We start from the raw sequence: 26,464 nt of genomic DNA on the forward strand, positions 1-26,464 counted from the left end.
GGCTGGGAGCCGGTGACGGTGGGGGAGTCCGCCATGTCGGTGTACCGGCGTGGCGACGTCTTCGCGAAGTGCTGCGGGGTGGCCGATGTGGCCGAGTTGCGGGCCGAGCGTGACCGGGCGGAGTGGCTCGCCGGCACGGCTCTGCCCGGTGCGACGGTGGTGGATTGGGTGGAGTCGGCGGATGGCGCGCGCCTGGTGACGACCGCGGTGCCTGGTGTTCCCGGCGATTCACTCCCGCCGGCCGCTCATCTGGCGGCTGCCGAGAGTCTGGGTCGCGTCCTGCGCGACCTGCATTCGCTGACCAACTGCCCGTTCGAGCGCCCGCTGTCGTCGGTGATCGCGCTGGCCGAGGACGTCGTACGGCGGGACGCGGTGAACCCGGCCTTCCTCACCGACGAGTGGCGGTTGCTGAAGCCGGCCGAGCTCCTGGCGCAAGTAGTTGCCGAGCGCCCCTATATCGACTCGGTCGCTGAGCCGGTCGTGTGCCACGGCGACGCGTGCCTCCCGAACGTCTTCTTCGACCCGGTGACGCTGGACGTCACCGGCCTGATCGACCTCGGCCGCCTCGGCATCGCCGACCGCTACTCCGACCTGGCGCTCACCACCATCCAACTGCACGACGAGTGGTCGGCCGATCCCGCGCCGTTCCTCGCGGCGTACGGACTTCCGGAGCCCGACGAGCGCCGTCTGTACTTCTACCGCCTCCTCGACCCGCTCACCTGGGGCTGACCGCCGTACCGTTGACCGCGTGGGCATCCCGGTCGAGATCGTCGCGTTGATGGCGTCGCCTGTGCACGCCTTCGAGGGGCGGCCGCAGGGCGGTCCGCAGCCGGATCCGGAGCCGGTGGGGCGGGCGGAGGTCGAGGTCCGGGCGGAACTGGGGATCGTGGGGGATCGCTACTTCGCGCAGAAGGTGCACCGGAACGCGGCGGTCACCTTCCTGGACGCCGCCTCGCTGGACGAGCTGGCTCGCGACCTGGGACTGCCGGCGGCGCCTGATCCCTTGCTGATGCGCCGCAACATCGTGGTTCGCGGCTTCCCGATCGACACCCTCGCCGCCCATCGGACGCCCGACGGCGCGCGCGTCGACGGCCGCCGCTTCACCCTCGACTCCGGCGCGGGCGCGATCACCTTCCAGGCCAACCGTCCCGCCAATCCGTGCGGCTGGATGGACGTTGTCCTCGCTACCGGCGCGTTCCGGGCTCTCCGCGGCCACGGCGGCGTACGCACCACCCCGCTGACCTCCGGCACCCTCCGGCTCGGGCCGGCCGTGCTCACGGTCCTCTGAGGTTTTCGCGCGGCTTTCGGTCTGACGGCTTACCGTCGGAGGGTGAGGCTGGTGGTGGGGTTGCTCGTCGCGGCGGCCGGGCTGGTGGGGTGCAGTGATGTTGCGCCGGCCGGCGGGGCGTCGCCTACTGCCACGCCCACCCGCTCGTCTTCGACGCCGACCGCGGCGCCCAGCAGTCCCTCACCCAAGCCTTCGCCTACGTCGAAGCCCACGGCTTCAGGTGTGACGACCATGACGATTCCGGCGATCGGGGTCCGTGGACTGCGGGTCGTTGCCTACGTGGGTACGGCGGATGACCGGCCTGGGACTGTGATCCAGAATCGCGGCGTCGCCGCCAGTCCGCGAGGCCCGAGGGGTGGCGTCGGCCCGGGCGACGTGGGGAACTTCATCATCACCGGGCATCGGACGAGTCATGGGCGGCCGCTCGGCCGGGCGACCGAGCTGGTAAACGGGGATCACATCCTGATCACCGCGGGCGGGACCGTGTACGACTACGTGGTGAACCGGACGATGACGATCTCGTTCCGCAAGCCGGCCGAGCTGGCCCAGCAGAACGCCGCCGTGCCGGGCCGCCCGGGCGTGACGCCGACTCGGGCGATGATCACGATCTCCACCTGTGCGACGCCCGAGGATCACGCCGCGGGCAACTTCTGGCACGACGAACTCGGCAACCCCGAACACCGCATCAACAAGATCGGCACCCTCGTCGCTACCCATCCTCTGTGACCTGGACTCGGTGGGTGCCGGTGGGGTCGACGTGGAATGTGAAGCCGTGGGGTGTGGTCCATTCCAGGGTCTGGTGGTCGAGGCGGCGGACGGTCCAGCCGTGGGCGTGGGTCTTGACCCGGTGGCCGTACCGGCCGAGCGGTGCGAGGTTGGTGGTGCTGGTCTGTCCCGGTGGGCCGAGCGGGTCGTAGGGCTGGAGGTGGTCCAGGTCCATGCCGGGGTGGGTTTCTTGGGTGCCGAACGGGAACAGCTCGACCGGGTGGGTGAGTTTGATGCGTTCGCGGATCCGGTCGGGGATCTCGTAGGCGTCCACGCTGACGGCGTCGTTCAGGTCGATGACCGGCTTCACGGTGTACGGGCCGTGGCCGATGAGTTCGGCCAACTGGTCGGCGAGCAGCGGCCCGATGTGTTCGGCGCGCAGGACCCCGGTGCCGGTGGCCAGCGTGTGGTCGGTGAGGTGGACATAGATCTGGGTCTGGCCCGGACGTACCCGTCCGCGGGTACGGTCGGGACTATCGGCGCGGTCGGCGCCGGTTCGGGTGGCGTGGGTGGTGTAGGCGTCGTGTTTGATCTGGGCCAGGCGGGCGTGCAGGGCGCGTTGGGCGGCGGCGTTCAGTGGTTCGCCGTCGTCGGGGTCGAGGTGTAGGGAGGGGTCGAAGGGTTCGATCGGCACGGTGTCGGGGGTGTCGAGGGGGTCGGGCAGGTCGCTGGTGCTGGGGTGGGGTGCGTCGCGGTCGGCCTCGTCGTCCGGGCGGGGCTCGTCGCAGACGCTCGCCCGGACGTCGTGCGGGTCTACCTCGGGGTCCACGGTATCGGGAGCGGCGCTGTCCGGAGCGGTGCTGCCCCGAGCGGTGCTGCCCTGAGCGGTCGCGCCTCTCGCGGCGCCCGGAGCGCTAGTGCTCGGAACGGTCGCGTCCGGCTCGGTGGCATCCGGCTCGGTGGCGCCGGGCTTGGTGGTGCCCGCGGTGGTGTCCGCGGCGCCGGTGGTGGCTGGAGCGGTGTTGTCGTGTGCGGTGGCGTTCGGCGCTGTGTCGGTGGTGCTGTGGAGGTGGTGGTGGCGGGCTTGGGTGAGGAGTTCTTGGGTGTAGCGGGGGTCGGCGAGGATCCCGACCGCGTCCGCGCGGCGGTGCTGGACCGGCCGGGTGTCGCCGAGGCTCTTCAGCGCCTCGGCGATCGCGTCGAGGGTCGCCTTGTTGCGGATCACTGCACCGGCGGCGGCCTTGATGTACATGGTCTTGGTGCCGTGCGCGGTGGAGCGGCCGACGAACACGCCGCGTTCGCGGGTCTTCTCGGCGGCCTCGGCCCGCGCCAAATCAGGGTCGGCGTGCATCTTCGCGGCCTGGACGATCTTGTTCAACCGGTACGGGGTGATGGAGTCGATGAGTCGCGCGATGCGTTGGTCGACGTAGGCGGCGGCGTCCTGGGTCAGTTTCGCGCAGTCGGCGACGATTCGGCAGGCCTTCCAGGGTGTCGCGTCGCCGGCCTGGACTCTGGCCCAGGTGAAGGGGAACCGGTGCCGCAGCGCCAGGGCTTGGCCGAGGTAGTTGGCGGCGACTCGCGGGGAGATGCCGAGGATCACTGCGAATTCGGCGATCGCGAACTCCAGGATCTCCGGGCACCCGTCACCACCCAGCAGCACCGCCCGTTCCCGGCCGTCGCAGGCACGCCGGCCCGGCCGGACCGGGCACGCGTCAGGATGGAAACGATCGGCATAGACCTGGGCATGTTCCAGGCGTCGCGCGTCGACCCGCCGGGCCTCGGCGTCGTGGTCGGCGGCCGAGGCCAGCAGGTCGGCCGTCGTCAGCGTCGCCAGGTCTCCTTCGAACATGTGTGCGATTCTACGCACCGCTATCAGGCTGCCGCAAATCCGACGGGCCCCGAAAGCCCTTATCCACAAGGGGAAACATCACATCGGAACGACTGCGGAGTTGGGTAAGCCGAGCTGAGGTTCACCGGGGCGGCCGGAGGTCCTGGATCAGTGTGGTCGGTTTGCCGGTGATCGCGGCCGGGAGGAGCGTGCGGAGACCTCGCGGGCGAAGGATCAGCAGGAGCGTACGTCGGGCCGGCAGTTTGCTCCGCGAGCCCGGCAGGAACCAGCGTGCTGATTAGCGGCCGACGCGTTTCTCCTCCTCGATGACCGGCCGCCGGGTCTGCTCGTACTCGGTCGGCCCGGCTTCGATCGGCTTCCGTGTTCACCAGCAGGTCCGCGAGTACGCAAGCGCCTGCGATCCCCCGCGACACGCCCTGCCCGGCGAGCAGCGAGACCGCGTAGCTCGCATCCCCACCAGTTCCTGCTGAGCCCGCCGCTTCTGCCCGACCCGCCCGGAGCTCCACCGTGGCATCACGATCCGCGCGACCTGGTTCCAGTAGATCTCGTCCTCGTCCGGACACAGCGCCTCCGGCGCGACCCAGCCGAGGTCGGCGCCCAGCCGCAGGGCCTCGCGGTAACGGGCAAGGCTGGGTACTGATCTCGTCATCAACCGATCCGAGCGGGACTTCGTGGACGTCGGCGTCGGCACCCCCTTCCAGGTCGGCATCGCGACGCCCATCTGGACGCATCGCACTCGACGTGGACATGGTCTCGGCCGCGTGCCCACGCTGCCGGTACGCCGCCTTGATCGCGGCCCGTTAGTCCGCCTGGCGGCGACGGTCCGCCGTACGGCGAAGGACGCGACCCGCCGTCCCGCAGCAGAAGCCGAACTGGCTGCCGATCGTGTCGGGTCAGGCAGAACCGCCCGCGACCTCGGCGTGGATGTGCGGTGCGTCGAAGGTCTAAGCGGCTGTAGGGAAGCCGAGATGCCGCAGGCACGACGTCTCCGGCCCGAAGACCAGCCGGCGTACGGCGGAATCGATGCCGTCGGCACCTATCAGCACGTACGCGTCCAGCGTCGCCCCTCCGCAAGCCCGATGCGTACGCCGTCAGGCCGATTCGTCATGCTGGTCAGGGTCGCGCCGTGCCGGAGGTCGAGGTCGGCCGGAACGTGCTCCTCGTGCCGGTCGGGTGAGAAGAGCTCCCGCAGTACCCGCTCGAGGTCTGGGCGGATGACGCTGAGCAGGTCACCTCGGCGACGTGCAGGATGTCGATCCCGGCCCGTCGGCGGTCCTGCTCGTCGACCAGGACGGCTTCGCTGATGTGGTGCGCGACCTCTTCGAGGGCGAGAAGCAGGCCCATCGCGTCGTACCCAGGCCCGAAGATCAGGTGGCCCGGGCGCGGGGACCCGTGGTGCGGTCAAGCACGGTCACATCCCGGCCGACGGTCGCCAGTCGGTGGGCGAGAGCGAGGCCAGCGATGCCCGCGGCGCAGATCAACTTACCAGTCTTCGGAGGACGAGCGCCGTACCGTCGCTTCTCGAGCCGAGGGCCCGATGCAGGAGCAGGCCGTCGACGGCGGCCGCGAGTACCGCGGCGGTCGCGGCAGGCTCGGGCACCTGACGGATCCGCAGCCAGTCCTCTAGCCGGCCCCGGAAGTCCGCCACCATCGCCGCGAGCTGCTCGCGCAGCCGCTCGTCGCGGGTGGCGGCCAGGTAGGCCTCGACGAACAGCAGCGACATCGGGTCGGTGCCATCGTGCTGCTCGACCGACGCGACCATCGCGTCGACAGCTTCGGCCGGAGTCTCCGCGGACCCGAAGACCTCGTCGGTGTCGGCCAGCATCTGGCGCATCGTGCTGATGACCGACTCGGTGAGTACCGCCTGCACGGATGGGAAGTGATAGTGCACCACGCTCGGCGTGACGCCGGCGCGGTCGGCCAGGATCCGGGTGCTCACCGCGGACCAGCCGAGCTCCGGGATCAGCTCCGCCGCGGCCGCGAGCAACCGCTGCCGCACCTCCTGGCCGCGAGCAGCTGCTGGAGACGTCACGGCCGATCCTCTCGGGCAATCGCCCTGTACGATCGCCCTGATACTAGCTAACGCGAAAGCCCGTCGGGAACCGCAGGTGAGCGTTACTTGCGGCCGAACTTCCACCACTTCGGCTTGTTCATCTTGATCTCGTCGTCGCTGAGCGGCGGCGGCACCGGCGGCCGGGACTCCTCGGTGAGGAAGTTGCCGGACTCGGTGTCGTACGGCGTGACGCCGAGCCGCCGGCTGATCTCCATCACGATCGGGATCGAGCGCGGGCCGTCGTTCAGATAGAACGTGATGTCGCGGACCTGGACGCCCTTGCCGATGGTCATCTCGACGTCGTACTCCGGGCTGCGCAGCGCCAGCCAGGACGGTCTGCTCGTGTCCACGTCCGGCACCAGCTCGCGGACCACGGCCATCACGTCGGTCGCCGTACCGACCGATGGTGGCTCGTAGTCGATCGGCATGTCGTCGAGGCGACGTACGCCTCCTGGCCCTCGCACCGCGTACACAGCCCAACTCATGCCCCCAGCATCCCTCACTGCGGGCCTACGGGCGACACGCGGCTACGGTTTGCGCGCGGCGAGGATGGCGAAGGTCAGGAACTCGCCCTGGTCGGCCTCGAGCATGTCGAGTGCGCCCTTGCGCGTGCCGCGGTATTCCGAGACCGCGTGCGACCAGGCCAGCCAGTCCGCCCACCCCGACTCCTGCAGTCGTGCCGCGGTGACCTCGACGAGCTCGGTGATCTCCCACTGGAACCGCCACCAGTCAGCCGTGTGCCAAGCCAGCGCTTCCCAGCCGACCAGCGTCTTGATGTGGCCGGGGATGTGGCCGAGCTCGCGGATCTCCTTCCGCAGTGCCGGGGTGGCGACGCCGAGCTGCCCGCCCGGCTTGAGGAACTGCGTGATGTAGGCGAGATAGCCGTCCGCGGTCCCGAAGTACTCGTAGGCGTCGATGCACACGATCGCGTCGAAGAACCCGTGCGCGAAGGGCAGCGTGTGCGCCTCCGCCTTCACCGTCACGACCCCGTCGACGCCCTGCGCCGCGATGTGCGCGGCCGCCTCGGTCGGGTCGACCCACAGATCCGCAGCCCACACGTGTACGCCGTACTCGCGGGCCAGGAACACCGACGTCGTCCCCTTCCCCGACCCGAGATCCAGTACCCGCATCCCCGGCCGCAACTCGAGGTCCCGCGCCAGGTCCTCCAACAACCACAGTGGATGCGGGCCCATGTCCCCGGCCAGCACCCACTCGGCGTCATACCCGTTGGACCGCGGATACCCGTCCCGCTTCAACTCCACCATTGCCACACCCTAGACCCAGCAAAACCCGATGGTCCTGGCATTTTCCGCGCGCCCAATGGTTGCCTCCGGCATCTGTCGTCACCCGGGGACGACGCTGATGGGGATGCCGTCTGCTTGGAGGAGTACTCGGGCTCCCAGCGGCCTGGTGAGGGTGGCGGTGACCAGGCGTCCGACGGCGACTGCGGGTATGACCTCGACCCAGTCGTAGGGGGTGGACTGGATTTGGAGGAGTACGGCGGTGGGAGTTTCGAGGACTGCGGAGACCTGGACGTCGGTGTAGGCCGGCGGGGACCCGTGGACGATCAGTCTGATCGTTCGCCCGCGATCGGTCAGGACGGCGGGCGGAAGGCCGCGTAGTCCACCGCGATAGGACGAATCGAAAACCGCCGGCCACCAGGTGGTTGCCTCGACGTCCGGATCGAGTGCGAGCATCGAGCGGAATCCGGATCCTTTGAACTTCGGCTCCAGCGAGCGCCGGGTTGCGACGCCCTCGAGCTCAAGGCGGTACGCCGGAAGCGGCCGGTGCCCGCGGTCCGTTCGGAACTCCGGGTAGACCCGCCGAACCGAGCGCACCCGGACAGGATCGACGTGCCAGTGCGGCGGGGAGTCCGGCTGGAGCGCCTCCAGCAGGCCAGGCGGCAGTTCGACGTCCGACACGACCGCCGCATGGCGGAGGACGGACACCTTGTCCTCCACCATCGGGAGCGCGCCCGGTCCGATCGCATAACTCATCAACACGATCGGCCGCGGCTGACAGTCAACCGGAAAGTCGTCCCACAATGCCAATGCCTCTGCCGGTTCCACCCTCCAAGAGTCGCACCGTCGGCATCAGTAGACCGAGTAGCCGCCGTCGACCAGAAGCACCGAGCCAGTCATGAAGGACGACGCGGGGCTGGCCAGATAGACGACGGACGGTGCGATCTCTTCGGGCGTGGCATAGCGCTGTTGAGGTGCGTCGAGGATCCAGTGCTGCTGGAACTCGGGCTCGTCGACCGGCGACATATCGGTCTTCACATAGCCGGGCGCCAACGCGTTCACCCGGATCCCGTACGGCGCCCACTCGGCAGCGAGGCTGCGGGTCAGGTGATGCACGGCCGCCTTGGACGCGTTGTACGACGCCTGCCACTGCGGACGGTTCACGATCTGGGCGGACATGCTGCCGACGTTGACGATCGCCCCGCCGCCGGCGTCGATCATCCCGCGGGCCACCGCCGTACTGCAGTTCCACAGCGCCGTCAGGTTGAGGTCGAGGACCTGCTGCCACTCCTCCGGCGGTACGTCGAGCGACGGGCGATGGATCGCGATCCCGGCGTTGTTCACCAGGATGTCGATCCCGCCGAACTCGGTGGTGACGTCGGCGACGAGACGGCGTACGTCGTCCGGGTCGGTGATGTCGGCCTGGAGCGCGAGACCACGCCGGCCGCGCGCCTCGATCTCCGCGGCGACCGCCGCGTTCCGGTCGGTGTCGCGGGCGGCGATCGCGACGTCGGCGCCGGCCTCGGCCAGCGCGAGGGCGAACGCGCGACCGAGACCGCGGTTCCCGCCGGTGATCAGCGCCCGCTTGCCTGTCAGGGCAAAGGTTTCCAAGACGTTCATGCGCGGCTCCTGCGTGTGGTTACTGGGAGTAAGTTCTCGGTCGGGATGGGCAGCGGAACGATGTCAATAGCTGCAATGCGGTATGCCGGACGCCGGTTGAGGGCTTAGCATCTTGCGTCGGTCCGGGACAGGGGGTATCCCCGGCCAGGTTGACATGTGGGTGGAACCGGCGGAGTCCGGTACTGGGGAGAAGCGGGGACATGATGGCGGACAAGCCGGCGCCCAAGCCCGGCCATTTCTTGCCGGGCGGCGAGGGCGAGCAAGGAGCCGACAGCGCCGAATCCAAGCCGGCAATGGCGGCGCCGTTGGCCGCGCCGACGCCGCGGTTGGGTGGGGAGGCGCCACCGACGCCCCCGCAGTTGTCCGGCTCGCGGATCGACTCGAAGCGCCTGTCCGGCACCCGCCTCGGTCCGCCGCCACCCGATGACCCGGCGGCCGCGGCGTACCGGGCCGTCTTCCACCCCGAGCCGATCCCGTTCGTCCCGAAGAAGCGGTCGAAGGCGCTGGTCGCCGCGATCGTCGTCGCGGCGCTGCTGATCGTCGGGGGCGGGGTCGCGTTCGCCGCCAAGGTGCTCACGTCGTACGACGATTTCGTCGCCAACCCGATGGGTTCGCCGTCCGTCCGCCCGAGCGACGGGGCCACCACCGAGCCGACGCGCAAGGTCACGCCGGACGCCGACGTGGTCACGAAGAACCCGCTCTACACGGCCGGCAAGCTGCTGGTGGTCAGGTGCCAGGAGCCCGCGTACCGGCCGACCTCGAAGGAGAACGTCCGCTCGTACTACCAGGCCCTGATCGCCTGCATGGACAAGGTGTGGGAGCCGATCGTCACCAAGGCCGGCTTCGAGTTCCGGTCGCCGCGGCTGATCGTCTTCGACGAAGGCCAGGAGACGGCGTGCGGCGTACAGAAGGAGGTCTCGTCGTACTGTCCGGACGAGCAGGGCGGCAGCGTCACCATGCCGTGGCAGGACCTGATGGACCACTACCCGACGCACAAGGCGCTGGCCCGGGCCGACATGGCTCAGTCGCTCGGGTTCGTGTACGGCGCGCACCTGCAGAACCTGACGGGGATCTTCGATGCCTCCGACAACCTCCGCGACACCGCGGCCAACCCGGCCGGGCAGTTGGAGCAGGACCGGCGGAGGGCCCTGCAGTCGAACTGCTTCTCGGCCGTCTTCTTCGGCGCGGCCAAGGCGAGCTTCCCGCTGCGCGGCGAACTGCTGCGGCAATGGACCTCGCTGATCCAGCACGGCGGCGACGAACACACCCAGGAGAAGGTCCGGGACCACGGCTCCGCCAAGAGCCTCACCCTGTGGATGAACCGGGGCTTCGCCAGCACCGATCCCGCGACCTGCAACACTTTCGTGGCGGCACCCGCCCAGGTCAGCTGACGAGACGACGATGAGGACCACCGATGCCTGAGGAGAACGCGGACACCGGCGTGGGTACGGCGGGAGGCTCGCCCAAACCGGGACACTTCCTGCCGGGTGGAGCCGGTGACGTGCTGACCGAGAGCGACCTGGCCGCGGCGCGCCCACTTGCCGCGAACCGCCAGCAGCCCCTCGGCCTCGGCAAGGCCCGCTCGATCTCCGCGCCCGACTCGACCCTCCGCCACAAGGCCCGCCCGCTCCCGACGGACCCCGACGCGACCGGCGACTACAGCGGCCCGCCGGTGGCACCGCTCACGGGTGCTCACTGGACCCCGTTGAAGGGCACCCGCCGTACCGGGGGCCCCCGCCCGGTCGGCTGGCACTCGAATCCGACCCGCGCGGCCGCCCAGTTCTCCGCCGAACCCCCGCCGGTCAAACCTCCGCGCCACTACTCGCGCGCCGTCATCGCCGGCCTCTCCGCCCTCGTCCTGATCATCCTCACCGGCGCCACCGTCGCCGGCTTCAAACTCATGGACTCCTACGGCAACACCGTCGACAACCCCCTGGCGCAACCCTCGGTGAAGAAGTCGCAGCTCCCCATGCCGATCCCGCCGGACCCCACCAAGACCGTCACGGTCCCGGTGGTTCCCGACCTGGTCCGCCTCCGCCAGAACAAGCTCTACACCGTCGGCAATCTTCCCGCCGTGACGTGCAAAGAGCCGGCGATCAAGCCGAACTCCCAGTCCGCGATCCTCAACTACTACAAGGCTCTCCTCCCTTGCTTGAACAACGCCTGGGCGCCGGTGGTGAAGAAGGCCGGCTACGAGTTCCGATCACCGAAGGTGCTTCTGCAAACCAACCAGGTGGCGGCGAACGACTGCACCGGCGAGGAGAGCGTGGCGTACTACTGCCCCTCCGACGAGACCATCAACATCAGCTGGAAGGAGGATCTCGCGTATTACAAGAACAGTCCGCTGGCCGCCAGAATCTGGATGATGGACACGATGGCGCACGAGTACGGCCACCACGTCCAGAACATGACCGAGATCCTCACGGCGGCCTGGTCCCGCGGAGGGTGGGCCAAGACGAAGGCGGAGAAACTCGAGTGGAGCCGTCGCGAGGAGTTGCAGGCGGACTGCCTGGGCGCGGCGTTCCTCGGTGCGAACAAGAAGTCGCTCGGTCTCAGCGGCGAGAAGTTGAACCTGTGGGAGTGGGAGAGCCAGCACACCGGCGACGAGTACAACCCGAAGAAGGTCCGCGACCACGGTTCCCGTAAGAGCCACTGGCTGTGGTCCGAGCCGGCGTTCAAGTCCGCCAGCCCGGCCTCCTGCAACACGTTCAGCGCGCCCGCGAAAAAGGTGAGTTGATGTCCGGTACGGCGAAGCGGGCAGGGCTGGCCGTTGTCGCCGTACTGGCTGTGGTGGTGACTGGGGGGTGTGGACGGGCCACCAAGCCTGTGGTGGCGGACGCTGCGCCCTCGGTCGCTTCTACGCCGACACCGACGCCTTCACCCACGCCGACCGCCTCGGTGTCGAGTCCTTCTGATCCGCGGACGATGGATCTGAGTGACGGGGTGCTGAAGAACAAGCTGTACCTGGCGGGGAAGGTGCCGGCGGTGCAGTGTGTGTTGCCACGGCCGAACCTGACCACCAAGGCGGGGATGCTCGCGTACGCCCGGGTGTTCGTCACCTGCATGGACAAGGCCTGGGCGCCGGTGGTCGAGCGCTCCGACGCGTACCTCGTGCCGCCGAAGATCTTCGCCTACAGCCTGCACCACCTGTCCGCCACGCCCGAGTGTGCGAATCCCTTGGCGAACGTCGACGCGTTCTACCGCCAGGGTGGCCTGACCGGACAGATCTGCTTCGACTACGACACCTTCCTCGGCGCGGACGACCCGGTCGAGAACCTGATCGACTTCGAGCAGTTGCTCGCGCACGAGTACGGACATCACGTCCAGCACTCGGTCGGCATCCTCACGCTGTACAACGAGCTGTACCGCGGCAGGACCCAAGCCGGCCAACTGGAAGTCCAACGCCGCAAGGAACTCCAGGCCAGCTGCCTGGGCGCCGCCTTCTTGGGCGCCAACAAATCCACCTTCCAACTCACCGGCCGCCGCCTGGCGATCTGGCAGAACATCGTCCGCCACGTAGGCGACGAGTACAACGACGCCCACATCCGAGACCACGGCAGCCGCAAAAGCCACGCCTACTGGACGCTCAAAGCCTTCACCGCCACCACCCCCGCCGCCTGCAACACCTTCACGGCACTCCCAAAGCGCGTCAGTTGATGCCCAAACCAGCCACACTCGTGCTGCTCGCCGTACTGGCCGCATCCGTCACCACAGCCTGCGGACACCACACGTCTCCCGCCGCCGCGAACCCAGCACCCTCGTCCGTCACCACGCTGACCCCGACGCCAATCCCTTCGCGCACACCGAGACCCGCAGTCAGACCAACTCCCACGGCGGCCGTCCCCACGGACGACGGATTGGCGATGCAGACCGAGCAAGTACTGCGGCGGAACCAGCTGTACGGCGGCGGTCAGGCGGCTGCGGTGCGGTGCCCACGCTCCAGCGCCCGGCTGGCAACCAAGCAGGCGGTGATGCGTTACGCGTCGTCGATCGTCGGCTGCTTGACCAGGTCGTGGACGCCGGCGGTGGAGCGAGCAGGGTTCAAACTCTTTCCGGTCAATGCCGTCCACGCTGCCCCGCGCGGAACCCCATCACCCTGTGGGCCGATGGACAAGGACACCGTGGCCTTCTATTGCGACGACGACCGGGGAATCTATCTCGACTGGACCCAGTACATCGCGAAGTCGGCGGGCAGCCAGGAGTCGTCGCGGGTCGCGGTCGAGTACACGATGGCGCACGAGTACGGACATCACCTGCAAGCGACGTCAGGGATGTCGTCCGCGTACGACGATCGCTTCTTCGCGGCGAAGTCCGAGACGGCCCGGGTCGCGGAGTCGCGGCGGAACGAGTTGCAGGCCTCGTGCTTCGCGGCAGCGTTCTTCGGGGCGAACCAGAAGACGCTCCAGGTGTACGGCGAACGACTCGAAGACTACGAATACCACGCGTTCAGTGGTGACGACGCCGACGCGCCCGCGACGGAACGCGGGTACGGATCTCCGAAGACCAACAGGACGTGGGCACGCGCCGCTTTCAAGGCTGAGGGTCCCGGGGCGTGCAACACCTGGGCGGCGCCGGCGAAGAAGGTCAGCTGAGTTTGAGTTTGAAGCCCTCGTGGGAGTTGGTGAAGCCCAGGCGGTCGTAGAAGCGGTGGGCGGCGGTGCGGGTTTTGTCGGAGGTCAGTTGGACCAGGGTGCAGCCGCGGGTGCGGGATTCTTCGATCGCCCACTCGATCAGCGTCGTACCGAGGCCGGAGCCGCGCGCCGGGGCGGCGACGCGGACGGCCTCGATCAGGCCGCGGGAGGAGCCGCGGCGGGACAGGCCGGGGATGATCGTGAGCTGGAGCGTGCCGACCAGTTCGTCGTTGCGTTCGGCAACCACCAGGACTTGGTTCGGGTCGCCGTCGATGAGTTCGAACGCATGCAGGTACGGCGTCAGGTCGTCGACGGACTCGCGGACGGCGCCGAGCTGGTCGTCGGCGATCATCGCGACGATCCCGGCGACGTCGGCGGCGGTGGCGCGGCGGATCACAACATCGGTCATGACACCAGGATCTCAAGTGGCTGAAACGGTTCAGCGACCGGGGTAACTACCGAAGCACCTCGACGGTACTTGCCTTATGCAAACACTTTTCGCTGGAATACGCGCCGGAGGAGACTGTTTGCCGTGCGCAACGAAGGGTACGAGTGATACTGGACACCACTGCATCCGCCCGTGCCGGGGTCGTGTGCGGTGTTGCGCGGCAGCGGATGCGGGCCCAGTCCGGAAGGAAGATCCGATGTTCGCGTTAGCGATCGACTTCACCCAACCGTTCGAAGATGCCTTCAGCAAACTGCTGTCGTTCATCCCGAACCTGCTCGGCGGTCTCGTCATCCTGGTGGTCGGCTACTTCGTCGCCAAGGTACTCGGGAAGCTCGTCGGCAAGCTGCTCGGCCGGGTCGGGTTCGACCAGTGGATGGAACGAGCCGGCGTGTCCGGCGTACTCCAGCGGTCCGGCACGGGGCTGACCGCTTCGGCGATGCTGGGCAAGGTCGTGTTCTGGTTCGTGTTCCTGATCAGCTTCACGATGTTCGCCTCCGCGCTCGGCGTACCGGAGATCTCGAACTTCATGAGCGACATGCTCGGCTACATCCCGCGGATCTTCGCGGCGATCGTGATCATCTGCCTGGCCGCGCTGTTCGCGAACTTCCTGGCCGCGATCATCCGCGGTGCCACCGGCAACGAGACGCTGGCCAAGGTCGGGAAGTACGCGATCCTGGTGTACGCCGCCTTTGCCGCGCTGACCCAGCTCGGGATCGCCGTCCAGCTGACTGGCAACACGCTGCTGATCGTGCTCGCCGGCGCCGCGCTCGCCCTCGGCCTCGCTTTCGGCCTCGGGGGCCGGGAGATGGCCGGCCGCGCGCTCACCAGCCTCTTCGACCGCAACACGATGATCAAGTCGCCGGGCTCGAACGGCACGATGGCTTCGAACGGTACGGCGGGTTACCCGGCCGACCCCCAGCCGCCGGCAACCCACGGCGCTTCCCAGGGCTGGTCCAACGGCACCCCCTCCAACGGCAACTGGCCGGGCGGTCAGTAACCACAAGTGCACCAGCCAGGCGGGCGGCAATCCCAGGGTTGCCGCCCGTCGCCTCTTCGCGCTCAGCTAGCGGTGTCGGGGCCGGCTTGGCGGACGGTTTCTACCTTGGTCATGGCGTCGCGGAGGTCGGCGAGCCAGGTTTCGCTGTGCTGGGCGACGAGTTTGACGCACCAGCCGAGGGCGTCGCTGCGGGAGCGGGCCACGCCGGCGTCGACGAGGGTGTCGAGGACCTGGCGTTCGGGCTGGCGGAGGCGGGTCATCACGGGGGCGGACAGGGACGTGAAGACCGTCTTGGTGTCGCCGCACCGGACGCCCCAGGCGACCTTGCGGCGGGTGGCGTGTTCGAGTTCGCGGGCGATCTCGATCCGGCGCTCCCGGGTGTCCTCGCGGAACTGCTTGATCCGGCCGTCCTCGGCCGCCGACCGCTCGGCGTCGCTCACGCCGTCGGCCTGCTCCGGCGCCGGGATCCGTCCGACGATCAGGATCTCGTCCCGGTCGACGCTCAGCTCCGGCTCGCCCTCGAACCACTCCTTCGGCAGCCGGCCGGTCAGCCAGCCCCGCACTTTCTCATGCTCTGTACTCATGTAATCATGATTACACCTCGACCAAGCCCCTTTTCAAGCCACCCGGACGACGAAGGTGGCCCGCAGCCGGGCCTGGGCCGCGGATCCGGCGGCGGTGCGGTCGAGTCCCAGCAGAGCCGCCCCGACGACGGGCGGTACGTCGACCACCCGCGGGATCGCCTTCGGTGCCGCCTCCGCCAGTAGGCGTACGACGCGATCGAGCAGGACCGAGTGTCCGCCGGCGAGCACGCCGCCACCGAGGACCACATGGACCGGTTCGCCGAGCAGCTCGAGCCGGCGCAACGCGCTGAGCGCCATCGCGACGATCTCCTCCGCCTGCTGCTGAATGATGCCAAGGGCAACAACATCCCCGGCCGCCGCGACCTCGAACAGCACCGGCGCCGCCTCCAGCTGTCGCGATTCCGCCAGCTCACCGAAGTGGAACGCCTCGATCAGCGCGGCCAGCGAAGGGAGCCCGAAGTGCGCCGGCAGCGCGGTGAGCAGCGCGGTCGCCGGACCACGGCCGTCGTCGGCGCGTGATGCCGACCAGAACGCCTCCTCGGCCAACTGGGCTCCACCGCCCCAATCGCCGGTCAGCTTGCCCAACGCCGGGAACCGGGCGGTCCGCCCGTCCGGCAGCATCCCGGAGCAGTTGATCCCCGCACCACACACCACCGCGACACCCCGCGGTTCGTCCACACCCGAGCGCAGCAAAGCAAACGTGTCATTGGTGACGTACACCGACTCCGCCCAACCGCGCGCCTCGAAGGCGGCGGTCAGCCACTGCTCCTCGATCGGCATGTCCGCGTTCGCCAGGCAGGCGGAGATCTGCTGCACCAGCGGCACCGAGCCGAGCCGCAGGCCGGCCTCCGCGGCCGCGGCCCGGATCATCGGCTCCAAGCCCGCCACCGCGGCGTCGGGTCCAACTTTCTGCGGCTCGAACCCACCACCACGCGCCGTACCGAGGACTGTCCCGTCCGCCGCCACCAGGGCCACGTCCGTCTTGCTGTTCCCCGCGTCGAAGGCGAGCACGCCTCCGGGAACCGTCACGCCCATGGCAGGTACGCCCGGTTGTGCGCCAGGAGCTTGTCCGTGAGTTCGCGTGCGATGGAGATTTGCCCGACCAGCGGATGCGCCAGCAGGGCCTTGAACACTCGCTCCGATCCACCCTTCACGGCAGCCTCCAGCGCCAGGTCCTCGTAAGCAGTCACATGACTGACCAGACCGGCGTACAAAGGCTCCAGAGCGCTGACCGGCTCAGGCGTCGTACCCTCGGCGCCGACCGTCGCCGGCACCTCAATGACGGCATCATCAGGGAGGAAGGGGAACGTGCCGTTGTTCAGCGTGTTCACCACCTGCACGTCACCCGTGTTGTTCAGCAGTGACGACGCGAGTGCGACGGCCGCCTCGGAGTAGTACGCACCGCCTCGTTTCTCCAGCAGTGCGGGCTTCTCGTCGAGCATCGGGTCGGCGTACATGTCCAGCAACTGCTTCTCGAGCGCTGCCACCTCAGCCGCGCGAGACGGCTTGGTCAGCAGCTCCTGCACAACCTCGTCGTGTGCGTAGTAGTAGCGCAGGTAGTACGACGGAACGACGCCGAGCTGCTGCAGCAACTCGGCCGGCATGTACAGGTCGTCAGAAAGCTCTTCCATGTGCTCGGCGAGCAGCTTCGGCAGCATGTCCTCGCCGTTGACCCGGACGGCGCGCTCCCAGGTCAGATGGTTCAGTCCGACGTGGTCAAGGGACACCTCCTCCGGTGTCACCCCCAGCATCCGCGCGAAGTTCCGCTGGAACCCGATGGCCACGTTGCACAACCCGACCGCCTTGTGTCCGTGCGACAGCAGCGCCCGCGTCACGATCCCCACCGGATTGGTGAAGTCGATGATCCACGCGTCCGGGTTGGTACGCCGTACCCGCTCGGCAATGTCCAGTACGACGGGAACCGTGCGCAGCGCCTTCGCCAGACCACCGGCCCCGGTCGTCTCCTGGCCGACGCAACCACACTCGAGCGGCCACGTCTCGTCCTCGTTGCGCGCGGCCTGTCCGCCAACGCGCAGTTGCAGCAGTACGGCGTCCGCACCGTCGATGCCCGCGTCGAGGTCGGACGTGGTGATCACCCGGCCGGGATGCCCTTGTTTTGCGAGGATCCGGCGGGCCAGGCCACCGACCAGCTCGAGCCGATCGGCCGCTGGATCGACGAGCACCAGCTCGGACACCGGCAGCGTGTCCCGCAGCCGCGCGAAGCCGTCGACGAGTTCCGGCGTGTAGGTGGATCCGCCACCAACGACTGTGAGTTTCACCGTTTGACTCCTAGGGGATCGGTGGACCCGCGGTGTCGAAGACTTCGTCGCGGGTGGTGCTCAGGGCGGACTGGAGTGCTCCGGAGACCACGGGGTCGGTGCCGAGCGCGGTCATCAGCAACCGCGGCCGCGGTACGGCGAGATCGGCCAGCTCGTCCTGGACGAGACTGCGCAGGCGTTCGCCGCCGGCGGTGATCACGCCGCCCGCCAGCACGATCAGTTCCGGATCGACGACCGCGACGATCGCGGCCAGACCGACGGCCAGCCGGTGTGCGAACTCGCTCAGCACCGCATCGCCGGCGCCCTCGGTCTGCAACGCGGCTGCGATCGCGGCCTCCGGCGTACGTGCCTTCAAGCCGTGTGCGCGGGCCAGCTCCAGCACAGGTTCGCCACCGGCGAGCTCCTGGAAACCGCCGGCGTTGCTGCGGCCGACGTTGCGGACCAGCGGCGTACCGGGCAAGGGCAGGAACGCGACCTCGCCGGCGCCGCCGGTCGCGCCGCGGTGCAGCCGGCCGTTGATCACGATCGCCGCGCCGATGCCTTCCTCGCCCCACAACAGCACGAAGTTGTCGCTGTCGCGGGCATGGCCCACCCGCTGCTCGGCGACGGCGGCCAGGTTGACGTCGTTCTCGACCTCCAGCGGTACGGCGATCGCCGCCGCCAGCTCCTCGAGCAGGTGCGGGGCGTGCCAGCCGGGCAGGTGGGTCGCGTACCGCAGCCGGCCGGTGGTCGGGTCGAAGCCACCCGGAGTGCCGATCGAGACGCGGTGCAGCCGCTCCCGGTTCAGGCCCGCTTCGCCGGCCGCTCCGTCGAGCGCCTTGAGCACGCGGTCGACGGTGCCCTTGGCGCTCCGGCCGGGGGTGGGCAGCTCGTAGGTGCCGACGACCTTGCCGGTGAGGTCCGCGACGGCCGAGCGGATCCGGGCGGGCGTGACGTCGAGGCCGCCGACGTACGCGATACCGCCGCTGATCTCGTACAGCTGCGCGTTCGGGCCCGGACGGCCGGCGGAGGTGCCGCTGGCGCGGACCAGGCCGGCGGCCTCCAGGCGCGCGAGCAGCTGGGACGCGGTGGGCTTGGACAGGCCGGTGAGGTTGCCCAGGGTGGTGCGGGAGAGCGGGCCCTGGCTGAGTAGCAGGTCGAGGGCGGCGCGGTCGTTCATCGCGCGGAGCAGGCGCGGCGTTCCGGGTGTCGTTGCCATGAGCTAACCCTGCCTCCCGCCGTCGCCCTCGTGTCGTCGGCTCGCGGTCCGTCCGAACTGTTAGGAAGGTTTCCTATTAAGGCGAGACCGTACGGCGGACCGACGCGGGTGTCAATCGGCGAGGGTGAGTCAGTACCAGTTGGTGCGGAGTGGCTACGCCTGATCGGCGAGCAGGGCGAACGACACCAGCCAATGGGTCGACATGAAGTCTCCGTCGGTCACCGTCGGCAGCACGGCCTCGATCTGACGGTCGGCGCCCTCGCGCAATACCTCTGCGACGTCGGGCAGCGCGGGCGCGATGGTGCGGAGCTGCCAGGCCCGCGACAAGGCCAGGCCGGACAGGTGCGCCAGTTGACCATCGCCGGAGTTGTCGGTGACGGGCACCTCGAGCAGGTGCTGGTGTGAATCGACGCCGAGACCTGGCAGGAACGCGGACAGCCAGTTACTGAACTCGTCGGCGGGGAGGACTCGGCGCATCAACTCCGCCTCGGTCAGCGCCGGCGACAGGAAGTCGGTGCCGGACGGCTCGAAGCGCGTGTCGTACGCCGTGTCCTGGCCGAACCACTCGAGCGCACGGGACCGGATCGCGTCGACCACGTCCGGCCGGTGCAGGTCGTCGTACGCCTCCAGCAGCAGGGCCAGGGCGAATGCGGTGTTGAGGTGGACGCCGTGGCGGACCGGGTACGCCTGGCGTGGCAGCCAGCCGAGGACGAGGTCGGCGATGACGTCGCCGAGTGGACTGAGGGCGGCCGCCCAGTTTTTTGCCCCAGGCAACTTACGGGCGGCGGCGACCAGCATCGCCGCCCAGGCCCAGCCGTACGGGCGTTCGTACGCCGGACGCTCGCGCAGGTACGCCACCTCGGTCGCGATCGCCTCGGGGGTGAGGCGCTGGTCCAGGACCTCGATCGGGCGCGGGCCGGCCTGGTCCGGTGCCAGCGTGAGCAACCGGACCAGCGACCACTGCATGTGTGCGCTGGAGTGCCAGTCGTACGACCCGTGGAACGCCGGGTGCAGGCGCTGCGGGGTCACGTCGACGTCGTCCGGACCACTGGACGCGTGCGCGGCGCCGTACGGGTACGGGGTTTCGAGCACCTCACAGGCGATGGCGGCCCAGGCGGCGGCGTACTTCAAGGGGACTCCTTAGGAGAGCGATTACCAGGCGCTGAGCAGGTCCCGGAGGTCGGCGAGCGGGACCGCGCCGTCCGCCTTGGCGGCCAACTCGGGATCCACGGTGATCAGGGCGTCGGCCTGGAGTTTGGTCACGGCCAGATACTCGGCGTCCCGGAGGGTGTCCCAGTCACGCTCGAGGGCGATGTCCCAGGCGGTCCGCCGGGACACCCGGTCGCCCAGCGTGCGGATCTTGAGCTCCGTCATGCGCTCGTGCAGTTGCAGCGCCTCCTTCACGGAGCGCGCCCCTTGCTGGACCTCACGCAGCAGTAGTTGCAGAGCGTCCGACCGGATCGCATTGGGTGCGACCAGTTGATGAGTGGGATCGATGGTCGAGCCATCGGCCACGAGTTGCAGAAGAGTGGGGGCGTCTATCACGTAACGTGCCATGCCCGCAGCATGGCACTGACTACGGGAGGCGCCAGTCGATCGGGGTGGCGCCTTGTTCGACCAGGAGGGCGTTGACCCGGCTGAACGGGCGGGAGCCGAAGAAGCCGCGGTCGGCGGACATCGGACTCGGGTGCGCGCTCTCGACGTACGGCGTACTCCCGAGCATCGGCTTGAGCGTCTGGGCGTCCCGGCCCCAGAGGATCGCAACGAGTGGGCCGCCGCGCTTCACCAGTGCGTGGATGGCCTGTTCGGTGACGGTCTCCCAGCCCTTGCCGCGGTGCGAGCCCGACTTGCCCGGCTGCACGGTCAGCACTCTGTTCAGCAGCAGCACGCCCTGCTCGGTCCACGGCGTCAGGTCGCCGTTCGACGGAGCCGGTACGCCGACGTCCGCCATCAACTCGCGGTAGATGTTGGCCAGGCTCCGCGGGATCGGCCGCACATCAGGCGCCACCGAGAAGCTGAGCCCGACCGGGTGCCCCGGCGTCGGATACGGATCCTGCCCGACGATCAGCACCTTCACCTGCCCCAACGGTCTCTTGAACGCCCTGAGGACGTTCTCACCCGCGGGCAGGTACGGGCGGCCGGCGGCGATCTCGCCACGCAAGAACTCACCCATCTTGGTGACTGTGTCCTCGACCGGCGAGAGTGCTTCCGCCCAGTCCGGGGCAACCAGATCCGACAACGTCTTCGGGCTCACCCGCCACAGTTTCGCAGCACACCGCACCGCGGTGCATCCAGGGTGGCCCTCTGGCGTCCGCGTGTCGGTCAGCCTCCGCGGCAGGCTATTCGCCCGTGGCGCCGTCGATGCGTTCGCGGAGGTAGTCCGCGTGGCCGTTGTGGCGCGCGTACTCCTCGATCATGTGCAGGTAGATCCACCGCAGCGTGTAGTCCTCGCCGGGCATGGCTTCGTCGAGACTGCGGCCGGCCACGGCCTCACGCGACCGGGCGACACTCGCTTGGTAGCTGGCCAGGTCGTCGGCGGCACGCGCGCTGTCGACCGCGTCGGAGCCTTCTCTCGATCCCGGCACGTAGTCCCAGAAGTACATGTGGTCGGGTTGGCCGTCGTACGCATGGAACCAGGCCTCGACTGCAGACAGGTGCCGAACAAGGCCGAGCAGCGAGAGCGTCGACGGCGGCACCGACCGCAGCGCCAGTTGTTCCGGCGTCAGCCCGCCACATTTCAGCAGCAATGTCGTGCGCTGGAACTTGAGGCGGTCCTCGAGCGCGGCCCGCTCGTCGATCGGGTTGTTCGGCGGCTCGGGTCGCTCGGGCGTGGTCCATGTCGACACTCCGGCGACCTTACCTACGCCTTGACCCCTTGGCCAGCCAGTCAGCGAGTCCATGGTCGATGGGAGGGTGGCCGATCGTCTTGTTTTGTTGGCGTGTTGGTCATCTGATCCATTTGAAGCGGCTGGTACAAAGGACCCGGCCCCGCAAAGGTATGAGCTTGCGGGGCCTTTGCTATGGGGTGGAGAGGGTTTGGAGGGCGCGGGCGTAGCGGCGGGCGGCCAGTTGTTGGGCTGTGCGGGTGGCGGGGCCGGCCAAGCGGGTGTACCAGGTGGCGGCGCGGCTGTAGGCGCGGATCGTGAAGTGGATGCCGTCGGGATCATTGGTGACGACGAAGGACTCCTCGCCGGACTCGGGGTGGCCTTCGAGGGTGCCGTACGCGAAGCCGATGCGGTCGGGCTCGTCCACGGTCCAGACGACCCGGCAGGGGACCGGGAGGCCGATCCCGCCGAGCGGGGTCATGGTGCGGAGGCGGCCGATCAGCATGCCGGCGCCGAGGCGGCCGAGGCTGTTGGTGCCGATCGTCGGGGGTGTGTCGGTCGCTGTCATCGGCAAGCCGGCAGCTCGGTGCATGCGCCAGTTCAGCAGCGCCTCTCCGGCGCGGGCGAACACCTCACTCCCCGCGCCGATCCGGGTCCGGTACTCGAGTCGGTGGTAGCCCGGCGGCGTCTCGTCGTACCGGGTGGAGCCGACCACGTCGTAGTTGAACCGCAGTGCCGCCAAGTCGTCGAGCTTCATCGAACACCCTCCCCAAGTCGTCGCCAGGCCAGCAGTCCGCAGAGTGCGAACCCGATCGCGTTCGCCAGCCCGTGCGTCGCGGCCATCCACTCCAACGGTAGATAAGGCGTGTCTACGACATGCCCCAAGGCCCAACTGAGCGCCAGCAGCATCGTCACCACGAGCACGGACGCCGAGACGATCAGGAGGGCCGCAGTGGCTCGGTCTGCTTGCTGTGACCGTCGCCAGAGGTTCCAGCCGACCAGCCACATGCCAGTCGTCAGTACGGCGGCTCCCGCGAGCTCCACCGGGTCACCGAGGAAGAAGCCGAGCAGTACGACGCCAGTGCCGAGGGGAACGCTGATTGCTGCCGCAGTGGTTGCGGGAGTCGGTGAGTCCGCCACCAGATAGGCGATGAGGCGCGGTCGCGAAGCCGGCGAAGTGGAAGTGGGCGACGGTGAGGGACAGAACCGTCAGGTTGAAGCCGAACAGTTCGTACGACGATCGCTCGGCAACCAGTGCGAGTGCGGCGATGGACGGAGTGGCGAGTGCGGTGTAGAGCGCGATCTCGCGGGGCCGGATCACCTTGTGGTGAAGGAAGTGACGAGCAGCGAGGGTGATCAGGACGAGCGTACCCGCGAGATAGATTGCCGCGAGTGTGATGGACACGGCGCCGCGCGGCAGCCAGAGCGAGATCACCCCGGGGACAGCGAACGCGAACCACCAGCGGGGGCTGGTGGTTCGCGTCGGCAGGAGGGTGAGCCCGAGCGGTACGACGACGAGCATGCCCAGGCTCAACCACGGCATGGACGAGGACGGTCAACTGCTCTTCAGACCTGTCGTGTTGCCGGACTTGAGGGTGTTGAACAGAGCCTTGGCCTTGGCGGTGTCCCACTTCACCGCGACGCCCCGGCCGTTCCCCAGTTGGTAGTTGTCATCGCTGATCGGGACGGTCAGGGTGATGCCGCCGCTGCCGGAGACGGCCCGCATGCCGCGGGCGAACCGGATGAAGTCGAACAGGCTCATGTCCTTGTCGACGGTCAGCGCGTCCACACCCTTGGTGGCGACGCTGTAGTAGCGGATCGGGTTCAGGAACGTCGTCGGCGAGCTGGCCTTCTTCGCCACCGCGCCGACCATCGCGCGCTGCCGCTCGACCCGGCCGAAGTCGTTGTTGCCGTCGGCGTGCCGGGAGCGGACGTAGCCGAGCGCGTTCACGCCGTTGAGCTGCTGGCAGCCGGCCGGCAGGTTGATGTGCGCCTGGGGGTCCTTCATTGCCTTGGGCAAGCACATGTTGATGCCGCCGATGCTGTCGATCACCGAGGCGAAGCCGCCGAAGCCGACCTCGACGTAGTGGTCGATCCGGAGTCCGGTCACGTTCTCGATGGTCTCGATCAGCAGCGCCGGCCCCTTGTTGAAGGCGGCGTTGATCTTCTGCTTGCCCGACACCCCTGGGATGTTGACCGCGCTGTCGCGCGGGATGCTGATCAGGACCGTCGGCCCGGAGTCGGGGACGTGCATCACCATGATGGAGTCGGTCCGGGGCGGCCCGGCGTCCGAGCCGGTGTGGAGCCGCGCGCGCTCGGCGCGGGTGAGGTCCTCGCGGGCGTCCGATCCGACCATCAGGTACGTCGTACCGGACGTCTCGGCCGGCCTGCTGCCGGTCGGCATCGCGTCGATCTTGTCGATCCGGCTCCACGCGTACAGCGGGACCGCGACCAGCATGAGGATGAACAGCAGGACGATCAGTCCGACGGTGCGGAGGAACCAGTTGCGCCGCTTCTTCGGGCGGGCCTGCGGCGGCCGGTTCGCGTATCGCGGGTCGATGGGCTGCGGTTGACTCATACCCACGACCGTATCGGTGTCCGGCGCCTGCGCACGTCACCCCACTGAACGGTTTTACACGTCGGAAAGTCGGCACCGCCTCCTTCAGAAGGAGGATTTTCGCCCCGAGACCGAACCAAACCGCCGGAACGCGCGCGGCGAAACCCCTACTCGTGCGGTGAACAAGCGGGTGAAGTAGGCGGGATCGTCGTACCCGACCTGCCGGGCGATCACGGCGACCGACAGGTCCTCCTCGGCGAGCAAACTCTTTGCAGTGTTGAGTCTTGTGGTCAAGACCAGTTCCTGTGGGGTTGAGCCAGTGGTACGGCGCACTGCCTCGCGCAACTCCTTCACGCTGAATCCGAGCTCGGTGGCATAGTCCTGAACGCTCAGCGGGGTGCAAGCGAGCTCTGCCAGCTGCGCAGCCACCCCGTCACCAGACGACGGCGCGGCCTGAGCGATGAGGTCATACAACGCTGAGACGGTCTGTACGGCGTTGTGCGTCGTGCTGACGCGTAGGAGTCGAGTGAAAGCGCGATCGACCGGCCGTGGGTCGGCGTACCGGCGGACTGGTTGGCTGACGTCCAGATGGCCGAGGGTCGTGAGCGCTGCGGTCGCGGGACCGCTGAAGAGTGTCCACACCTGTCGCCAGCGAGTCGTCGGCCGATAGCCGTGCAGAACGCCGGGGTAGAGCCAAAGCATCGCAGGTGCTCGCACTTCGTAGAGCTCACGATCGGGGCCGTGCAGCAACTGGCCGCGGCCCTCCTTGAGCCAGACCAGGGCATGGCAGCCGAGGGCGCGTTCCGGCGTGGGTCCGGGACGGTTGTCCTGCTCGCCGGCACCAAGGCAGCAGAGTCCAAGTTGGCGTTCAGTCGCACCTGGAGTCAGGTAGATCGACCAGTTCGGCACGGAACAAGAGTCCAAGAAGTGGTCGCCGATGTCCATTCCGGTGGCTGACCGCCTGGGGTGGAATTGTTGACGTGCTGACTTCGAATGGGTACGTGCTGGATGAACGGCAGGTCGGGGAACTGAGCGTCGTGCCGGAGCGGGAGCGGGGTGAGCTGCACGGGTTGCGGGAGCGGTTGCGGCGGGACGGATACCTGTACCTGACGGGGTTCCTGGACGCTGAGGTGGTGCAGGGCTTCCGGGAGTACTACTTCGGGCTGACCGGTGCTGCCGCCGACAGAGCGTCGTACCGGAAGGTGCTCTTCGACCAGATCGTGCCGGGACCGGAGTACGCCGCCTTCTGTGCGCAGCCGGCGCTCAAGGGGTGGTTCGAGTGGTTCCTCGGCGGGCAGTCGTTCCTGCACAAGCGGAAGATCATCCGGCAGACCGCGCCGGGCGAGAACGGCATCGGTACGGCGACGCAGGCGCACTATGACCTGGTGTACCTCAGAGGGGGCAGCGACCAAGTGCTGTCGGCGTGGATCCCGCTCGGCGACTGTCCGGTCAGTAGAGGCGGACTGACCTATCTGGAGGGCAGCCACCACCGAGTGCTCGCGGGGGAGGCCGCCGGCACGCTCAAGCGACCCGCCGCCTCGATGACTGCGGACCTACCTGGCCTGGCCGAGCAGTACGACGCCAACTGGCTGGTCACCGACTACGCGGCCGGTGACGTGGTCATCCACACCGCCCACACGATCCACGCGGCCCTGGACAACGTGTCGACCGAGATGCGGCTGTCGACCGACATCCGCTACCAGTTGGCCGACGACGCCATCGACGGGCGCTGGCAGAACCACTGGCACGACCAGGACGGCCTCTGAAGACGGTCACTCCGGCGGCAAAGTTCCCTCGGCTCCGGGTTTGACCGGAATGCGGATGCTTCTCGCTAACGACAATCATTTCGGCTTAAGGTGCCGATCGAAGGGTTGGTCGAGTCTGAGGAGAGCTGTGAACCGCAACGAGTTGGTCGCCGGGGTGGCGCAGAAGGCGGGCATTCCACGGAACCAGGCCGAGAAGGTTCTCGACGCGCTGGGCGATGTCGTCACCGAAGCCGTGCACAAGGGCGACAAGGTCTCGCTGACCGGCCTGCTGAGCATCGAGCGCGTGCTGCGCGCCCCGCGCACCGGCCGCAACCCGCAGACCGGTGAGCCCCTCTCGATCCCGGCGAACTACTCCGTCCGCTTGTCGTGCGGAAGCCGCCTCAAGGCCGCTGCCCGGGGCGACCTCCGCACTGTCTCCTGACC

The 26,464-nt window shown here is 68.6% G+C and carries 34 protein-coding genes; 10 read left to right on the plus strand and 24 right to left on the minus strand.

Annotated elements, in window-relative coordinates:
• The first annotated feature begins 33 nt into the window (after positions 1–33).
• Complete coding sequence (locus OG558_RS17105) at positions 34–729, plus strand: phosphotransferase (RefSeq protein WP_405071146.1); 696 nt, start codon at positions 34–36, stop codon at positions 727–729.
• A gap of 19 nt (positions 730–748) precedes the next feature.
• On the plus strand, positions 749–1,288 hold the full coding sequence (locus tag OG558_RS17110; protein WP_405071147.1) for an MOSC domain-containing protein: 540 nt from the start codon (positions 749–751) through the stop codon (positions 1,286–1,288).
• A 29-nt stretch (positions 1,289–1,317) separates the two neighbouring features.
• Here the strand turns inward: OG558_RS17110 and OG558_RS17115 are convergent, their stop codons facing one another.
• A complete protein-coding gene (locus tag OG558_RS17115) occupies positions 1,318–1,521 on the minus strand; it encodes a hypothetical protein (protein WP_405071148.1) in 204 nt (67 codons plus the stop codon).
• Here OG558_RS17115 and OG558_RS17120 point away from each other — a divergent pair.
• Positions 1,520–2,014: a class E sortase gene (locus tag OG558_RS17120; RefSeq protein WP_405071149.1), complete on the plus strand. Its 495-nt coding sequence runs from the start codon at positions 1,520–1,522 to the stop codon at positions 2,012–2,014. The two genes, OG558_RS17115 and OG558_RS17120, sit on opposite strands and share 2 nt — an antisense overlap.
• Here the strand turns inward: OG558_RS17120 and OG558_RS17125 are convergent.
• The 8 genes from OG558_RS17125 to OG558_RS17160 all read right to left on the minus strand — a co-directional run bounded on the left by OG558_RS17125 (position 1,998) and on the right by OG558_RS17160 (position 8,756).
• The gene (locus tag OG558_RS17125; RefSeq protein ID WP_405071150.1) at positions 1,998–3,842 is read right to left on the minus strand and encodes a hypothetical protein; all 1,845 of its coding nucleotides are present in this window, start codon (positions 3,840–3,842) and stop codon (positions 1,998–2,000) included. The genes OG558_RS17120 and OG558_RS17125 overlap by 17 nt on opposite strands.
• Positions 3,843–4,206: 364 nt before the next feature.
• A complete protein-coding gene (locus OG558_RS17130; RefSeq protein ID WP_405071151.1) occupies positions 4,207–4,491 on the minus strand; it encodes a hypothetical protein in 285 nt (94 codons plus the stop codon).
• Positions 4,492–4,955: 464 nt separating this feature from the next.
• Entirely contained in the window at positions 4,956–5,186 is a 231-nt protein-coding gene (locus OG558_RS17135) for a hypothetical protein (protein WP_405071152.1), read from the minus strand.
• Positions 5,187–5,319: 133 nt separating this feature from the next.
• Positions 5,320–5,874, minus strand: coding sequence for a TetR/AcrR family transcriptional regulator (locus OG558_RS17140; RefSeq protein ID WP_405071153.1), 555 nt, complete (start codon positions 5,872–5,874; stop codon positions 5,320–5,322).
• Between the two features lie 83 nt (positions 5,875–5,957).
• A complete protein-coding gene (locus OG558_RS17145; RefSeq protein ID WP_405071154.1) occupies positions 5,958–6,380 on the minus strand; it encodes a hypothetical protein in 423 nt (140 codons plus the stop codon).
• A 42-nt stretch (positions 6,381–6,422) separates the two neighbouring features.
• Entirely contained in the window at positions 6,423–7,160 is a 738-nt protein-coding gene (locus OG558_RS17150; RefSeq protein ID WP_405071155.1) for an SAM-dependent methyltransferase, read from the minus strand.
• 78 nt (positions 7,161–7,238) lie between these two features.
• A complete protein-coding gene (locus tag OG558_RS17155; RefSeq protein ID WP_405071156.1) occupies positions 7,239–7,892 on the minus strand; it encodes a hypothetical protein in 654 nt (217 codons plus the stop codon).
• A 96-nt stretch (positions 7,893–7,988) separates the two neighbouring features.
• A complete protein-coding gene (locus tag OG558_RS17160) occupies positions 7,989–8,756 on the minus strand; it encodes an SDR family NAD(P)-dependent oxidoreductase (protein WP_405071157.1) in 768 nt (255 codons plus the stop codon).
• A gap of 200 nt (positions 8,757–8,956) precedes the next feature.
• On the opposite strand from OG558_RS17160, the gene OG558_RS17165 reads away from it, so the two are divergent.
• Genes OG558_RS17165 through OG558_RS17175 form a run of 3 tightly spaced genes read left to right on the plus strand, consistent with a single transcriptional unit; the run spans position 8,957 to position 12,413 of the window.
• The gene (locus tag OG558_RS17165; RefSeq protein WP_405071158.1) at positions 8,957–10,147 is read left to right on the plus strand and encodes a neutral zinc metallopeptidase; all 1,191 of its coding nucleotides are present in this window, start codon (positions 8,957–8,959) and stop codon (positions 10,145–10,147) included.
• A gap of 23 nt (positions 10,148–10,170) precedes the next feature.
• A complete protein-coding gene (locus tag OG558_RS17170) occupies positions 10,171–11,493 on the plus strand; it encodes a neutral zinc metallopeptidase (protein WP_405071159.1) in 1,323 nt (440 codons plus the stop codon).
• A complete protein-coding gene (locus tag OG558_RS17175) occupies positions 11,493–12,413 on the plus strand; it encodes a neutral zinc metallopeptidase (protein ID WP_405071160.1) in 921 nt (306 codons plus the stop codon). The genes OG558_RS17170 and OG558_RS17175 overlap by 1 nt, the downstream gene beginning before the upstream one ends.
• Here OG558_RS17175 and OG558_RS17180 read toward each other — a convergent pair.
• Positions 12,406–12,558, minus strand: a complete 153-nt coding sequence (locus OG558_RS17180) for a hypothetical protein (RefSeq protein ID WP_405071161.1) — start codon at positions 12,556–12,558, stop codon at positions 12,406–12,408. The genes OG558_RS17175 and OG558_RS17180 overlap by 8 nt on opposite strands.
• A 61-nt stretch (positions 12,559–12,619) precedes the next feature.
• Here OG558_RS17180 and OG558_RS17185 point away from each other — a divergent pair, with 61 nt between their 5' ends.
• Positions 12,620–13,348, plus strand: a complete 729-nt coding sequence (locus OG558_RS17185) for a neutral zinc metallopeptidase (RefSeq protein ID WP_405071162.1) — start codon at positions 12,620–12,622, stop codon at positions 13,346–13,348.
• On the opposite strand, the gene OG558_RS17190 is transcribed toward OG558_RS17185, so the two are convergent.
• Positions 13,341–13,796 (minus strand): GNAT family N-acetyltransferase, encoded by a 456-nt coding sequence (locus OG558_RS17190; RefSeq protein WP_405071163.1) that lies wholly within the window; start codon positions 13,794–13,796, stop codon positions 13,341–13,343. The two genes, OG558_RS17185 and OG558_RS17190, sit on opposite strands and share 8 nt — an antisense overlap.
• Positions 13,797–14,031: 235 nt before the next feature.
• On the opposite strand from OG558_RS17190, the gene OG558_RS17195 reads away from it, so the two are divergent.
• A complete protein-coding gene (locus tag OG558_RS17195) occupies positions 14,032–14,832 on the plus strand; it encodes a mechanosensitive ion channel family protein (protein ID WP_405071164.1) in 801 nt (266 codons plus the stop codon).
• Between the two features lie 62 nt (positions 14,833–14,894).
• On the opposite strand, the gene OG558_RS17200 is transcribed toward OG558_RS17195, so the two are convergent.
• The 13 genes from OG558_RS17200 to OG558_RS17260 all read right to left on the minus strand — a co-directional run bounded on the left by OG558_RS17200 (position 14,895) and on the right by OG558_RS17260 (position 25,184).
• Positions 14,895–15,416, minus strand: coding sequence for a hypothetical protein (locus tag OG558_RS17200; RefSeq protein ID WP_405071165.1), 522 nt, complete (start codon positions 15,414–15,416; stop codon positions 14,895–14,897).
• 33 nt (positions 15,417–15,449) lie between these two features.
• A complete protein-coding gene (locus OG558_RS17205; RefSeq protein ID WP_405071166.1) occupies positions 15,450–16,445 on the minus strand; it encodes an N-acetylglucosamine kinase in 996 nt (331 codons plus the stop codon).
• Positions 16,442–17,695, minus strand: coding sequence for a 6-phospho-beta-glucosidase (locus tag OG558_RS17210; protein ID WP_405071167.1), 1,254 nt, complete (start codon positions 17,693–17,695; stop codon positions 16,442–16,444). Before OG558_RS17210 ends, OG558_RS17205 begins: the two co-directional genes overlap by 4 nt.
• A 10-nt stretch (positions 17,696–17,705) precedes the next feature.
• Positions 17,706–18,893, minus strand: a complete 1,188-nt coding sequence (locus tag OG558_RS17215; RefSeq protein ID WP_405071168.1) for an ROK family protein — start codon at positions 18,891–18,893, stop codon at positions 17,706–17,708.
• Between the two features lie 153 nt (positions 18,894–19,046).
• On the minus strand, positions 19,047–20,024 hold the full coding sequence (locus OG558_RS17220; protein ID WP_405071169.1) for a DUF2891 family protein: 978 nt from the start codon (positions 20,022–20,024) through the stop codon (positions 19,047–19,049).
• 21 nt (positions 20,025–20,045) lie between these two features.
• Positions 20,046–20,450 (minus strand): hypothetical protein, encoded by a 405-nt coding sequence (locus tag OG558_RS17225; RefSeq protein WP_405071170.1) that lies wholly within the window; start codon positions 20,448–20,450, stop codon positions 20,046–20,048.
• 19 nt (positions 20,451–20,469) lie between these two features.
• Positions 20,470–21,147 (minus strand): uracil-DNA glycosylase, encoded by a 678-nt coding sequence (locus tag OG558_RS17230; protein ID WP_405071171.1) that lies wholly within the window; start codon positions 21,145–21,147, stop codon positions 20,470–20,472.
• Between the two features lie 85 nt (positions 21,148–21,232).
• A complete protein-coding gene (locus tag OG558_RS17235; RefSeq protein ID WP_405071172.1) occupies positions 21,233–21,739 on the minus strand; it encodes a DinB family protein in 507 nt (168 codons plus the stop codon).
• 172 nt (positions 21,740–21,911) lie between these two features.
• The gene (locus tag OG558_RS17240; protein ID WP_405071173.1) at positions 21,912–22,475 is read right to left on the minus strand and encodes a DUF1990 family protein; all 564 of its coding nucleotides are present in this window, start codon (positions 22,473–22,475) and stop codon (positions 21,912–21,914) included.
• Positions 22,472–22,858 (minus strand): YndJ family transporter, encoded by a 387-nt coding sequence (locus tag OG558_RS17245; RefSeq protein ID WP_405071174.1) that lies wholly within the window; start codon positions 22,856–22,858, stop codon positions 22,472–22,474. Before OG558_RS17245 ends, OG558_RS17240 begins: the two co-directional genes overlap by 4 nt.
• The gene (locus tag OG558_RS17250; RefSeq protein WP_405071175.1) at positions 22,767–23,261 is read right to left on the minus strand and encodes a YndJ family transporter; all 495 of its coding nucleotides are present in this window, start codon (positions 23,259–23,261) and stop codon (positions 22,767–22,769) included. Before OG558_RS17250 ends, OG558_RS17245 begins: the two co-directional genes overlap by 92 nt.
• Before the next feature lie 12 nt (positions 23,262–23,273).
• Complete coding sequence (locus OG558_RS17255; protein ID WP_405071176.1) at positions 23,274–24,296, minus strand: LCP family protein; 1,023 nt, start codon at positions 24,294–24,296, stop codon at positions 23,274–23,276.
• Between the two features lie 84 nt (positions 24,297–24,380).
• Positions 24,381–25,184 carry a helix-turn-helix domain-containing protein gene (locus tag OG558_RS17260; protein WP_405071177.1) on the minus strand — a complete coding sequence of 268 codons (804 nt, stop codon included), beginning with the start codon at positions 25,182–25,184 and terminating at the stop codon, positions 24,381–24,383.
• 71 nt (positions 25,185–25,255) lie between these two features.
• On the opposite strand from OG558_RS17260, the gene OG558_RS17265 reads away from it, so the two are divergent.
• Positions 25,256–26,041 (plus strand): phytanoyl-CoA dioxygenase family protein, encoded by a 786-nt coding sequence (locus tag OG558_RS17265; protein WP_405071178.1) that lies wholly within the window; start codon positions 25,256–25,258, stop codon positions 26,039–26,041.
• Between the two features lie 127 nt (positions 26,042–26,168).
• Complete coding sequence (locus OG558_RS17270) at positions 26,169–26,462, plus strand: HU family DNA-binding protein (RefSeq protein ID WP_328523980.1); 294 nt, start codon at positions 26,169–26,171, stop codon at positions 26,460–26,462.
• Positions 26,463–26,464 lie beyond the last annotated feature (2 nt).

Source organism: Kribbella sp. NBC_01510, assembly GCF_045040325.1.
Classification (GTDB): Bacteria; Actinomycetota; Actinomycetes; order Propionibacteriales; family Kribbellaceae; genus Kribbella.

What these genes read in the sequence shown, in the direction of transcription:
- OG558_RS17105 (WP_405071146.1), top strand. Translation starts at nt 34, where the DNA reads ATGTCGGTGTACCGGCGTGGCGACGTCTTCGCGAAGTGCTGCGGGGTG.
- OG558_RS17120 (WP_405071149.1), top strand. Translation starts at nt 1,520, where the DNA reads ATGACGATTCCGGCGATCGGGGTCCGTGGACTGCGGGTCGTTGCCTAC.
- OG558_RS17115 (WP_405071148.1), bottom strand. Translation starts at nt 1,521, where the DNA reads ATGGTCGTCACACCTGAAGCCGTGGGCTTCGACGTAGGCGAAGGCTTG.
- OG558_RS17125 (WP_405071150.1), bottom strand. Translation starts at nt 3,842, where the DNA reads ATGTTCGAAGGAGACCTGGCGACGCTGACGACGGCCGACCTGCTGGCC.
- OG558_RS17130 (WP_405071151.1), bottom strand. Translation starts at nt 4,491, where the DNA reads ATGACGAGATCAGTACCCAGCCTTGCCCGTTACCGCGAGGCCCTGCGG.
- OG558_RS17135 (WP_405071152.1), bottom strand. Translation starts at nt 5,186, where the DNA reads ATGGGCCTGCTTCTCGCCCTCGAAGAGGTCGCGCACCACATCAGCGAA.
- OG558_RS17145 (WP_405071154.1), bottom strand. Translation starts at nt 6,380, where the DNA reads ATGAGTTGGGCTGTGTACGCGGTGCGAGGGCCAGGAGGCGTACGTCGC.
- OG558_RS17150 (WP_405071155.1), bottom strand. Translation starts at nt 7,160, where the DNA reads ATGGTGGAGTTGAAGCGGGACGGGTATCCGCGGTCCAACGGGTATGAC.
- OG558_RS17155 (WP_405071156.1), bottom strand. Translation starts at nt 7,892, where the DNA reads ATGAGTTATGCGATCGGACCGGGCGCGCTCCCGATGGTGGAGGACAAG.
- OG558_RS17160 (WP_405071157.1), bottom strand. Translation starts at nt 8,756, where the DNA reads ATGAACGTCTTGGAAACCTTTGCCCTGACAGGCAAGCGGGCGCTGATC.
- OG558_RS17165 (WP_405071158.1), top strand. Translation starts at nt 8,957, where the DNA reads ATGATGGCGGACAAGCCGGCGCCCAAGCCCGGCCATTTCTTGCCGGGC.
- OG558_RS17170 (WP_405071159.1), top strand. Translation starts at nt 10,171, where the DNA reads ATGCCTGAGGAGAACGCGGACACCGGCGTGGGTACGGCGGGAGGCTCG.
- OG558_RS17175 (WP_405071160.1), top strand. Translation starts at nt 11,493, where the DNA reads ATGTCCGGTACGGCGAAGCGGGCAGGGCTGGCCGTTGTCGCCGTACTG.
- OG558_RS17185 (WP_405071162.1), top strand. Translation starts at nt 12,620, where the DNA reads ATGCAGACCGAGCAAGTACTGCGGCGGAACCAGCTGTACGGCGGCGGT.
- OG558_RS17190 (WP_405071163.1), bottom strand. Translation starts at nt 13,796, where the DNA reads ATGACCGATGTTGTGATCCGCCGCGCCACCGCCGCCGACGTCGCCGGG.
- OG558_RS17195 (WP_405071164.1), top strand. Translation starts at nt 14,032, where the DNA reads ATGTTCGCGTTAGCGATCGACTTCACCCAACCGTTCGAAGATGCCTTC.
- OG558_RS17200 (WP_405071165.1), bottom strand. Translation starts at nt 15,416, where the DNA reads ATGAGTACAGAGCATGAGAAAGTGCGGGGCTGGCTGACCGGCCGGCTG.
- OG558_RS17215 (WP_405071168.1), bottom strand. Translation starts at nt 18,893, where the DNA reads ATGGCAACGACACCCGGAACGCCGCGCCTGCTCCGCGCGATGAACGAC.
- OG558_RS17225 (WP_405071170.1), bottom strand. Translation starts at nt 20,450, where the DNA reads ATGGCACGTTACGTGATAGACGCCCCCACTCTTCTGCAACTCGTGGCC.
- OG558_RS17240 (WP_405071173.1), bottom strand. Translation starts at nt 22,475, where the DNA reads ATGAAGCTCGACGACTTGGCGGCACTGCGGTTCAACTACGACGTGGTC.
- OG558_RS17250 (WP_405071175.1), bottom strand. Translation starts at nt 23,261, where the DNA reads ATGCCGTGGTTGAGCCTGGGCATGCTCGTCGTCGTACCGCTCGGGCTC.
- OG558_RS17255 (WP_405071176.1), bottom strand. Translation starts at nt 24,296, where the DNA reads ATGAGTCAACCGCAGCCCATCGACCCGCGATACGCGAACCGGCCGCCG.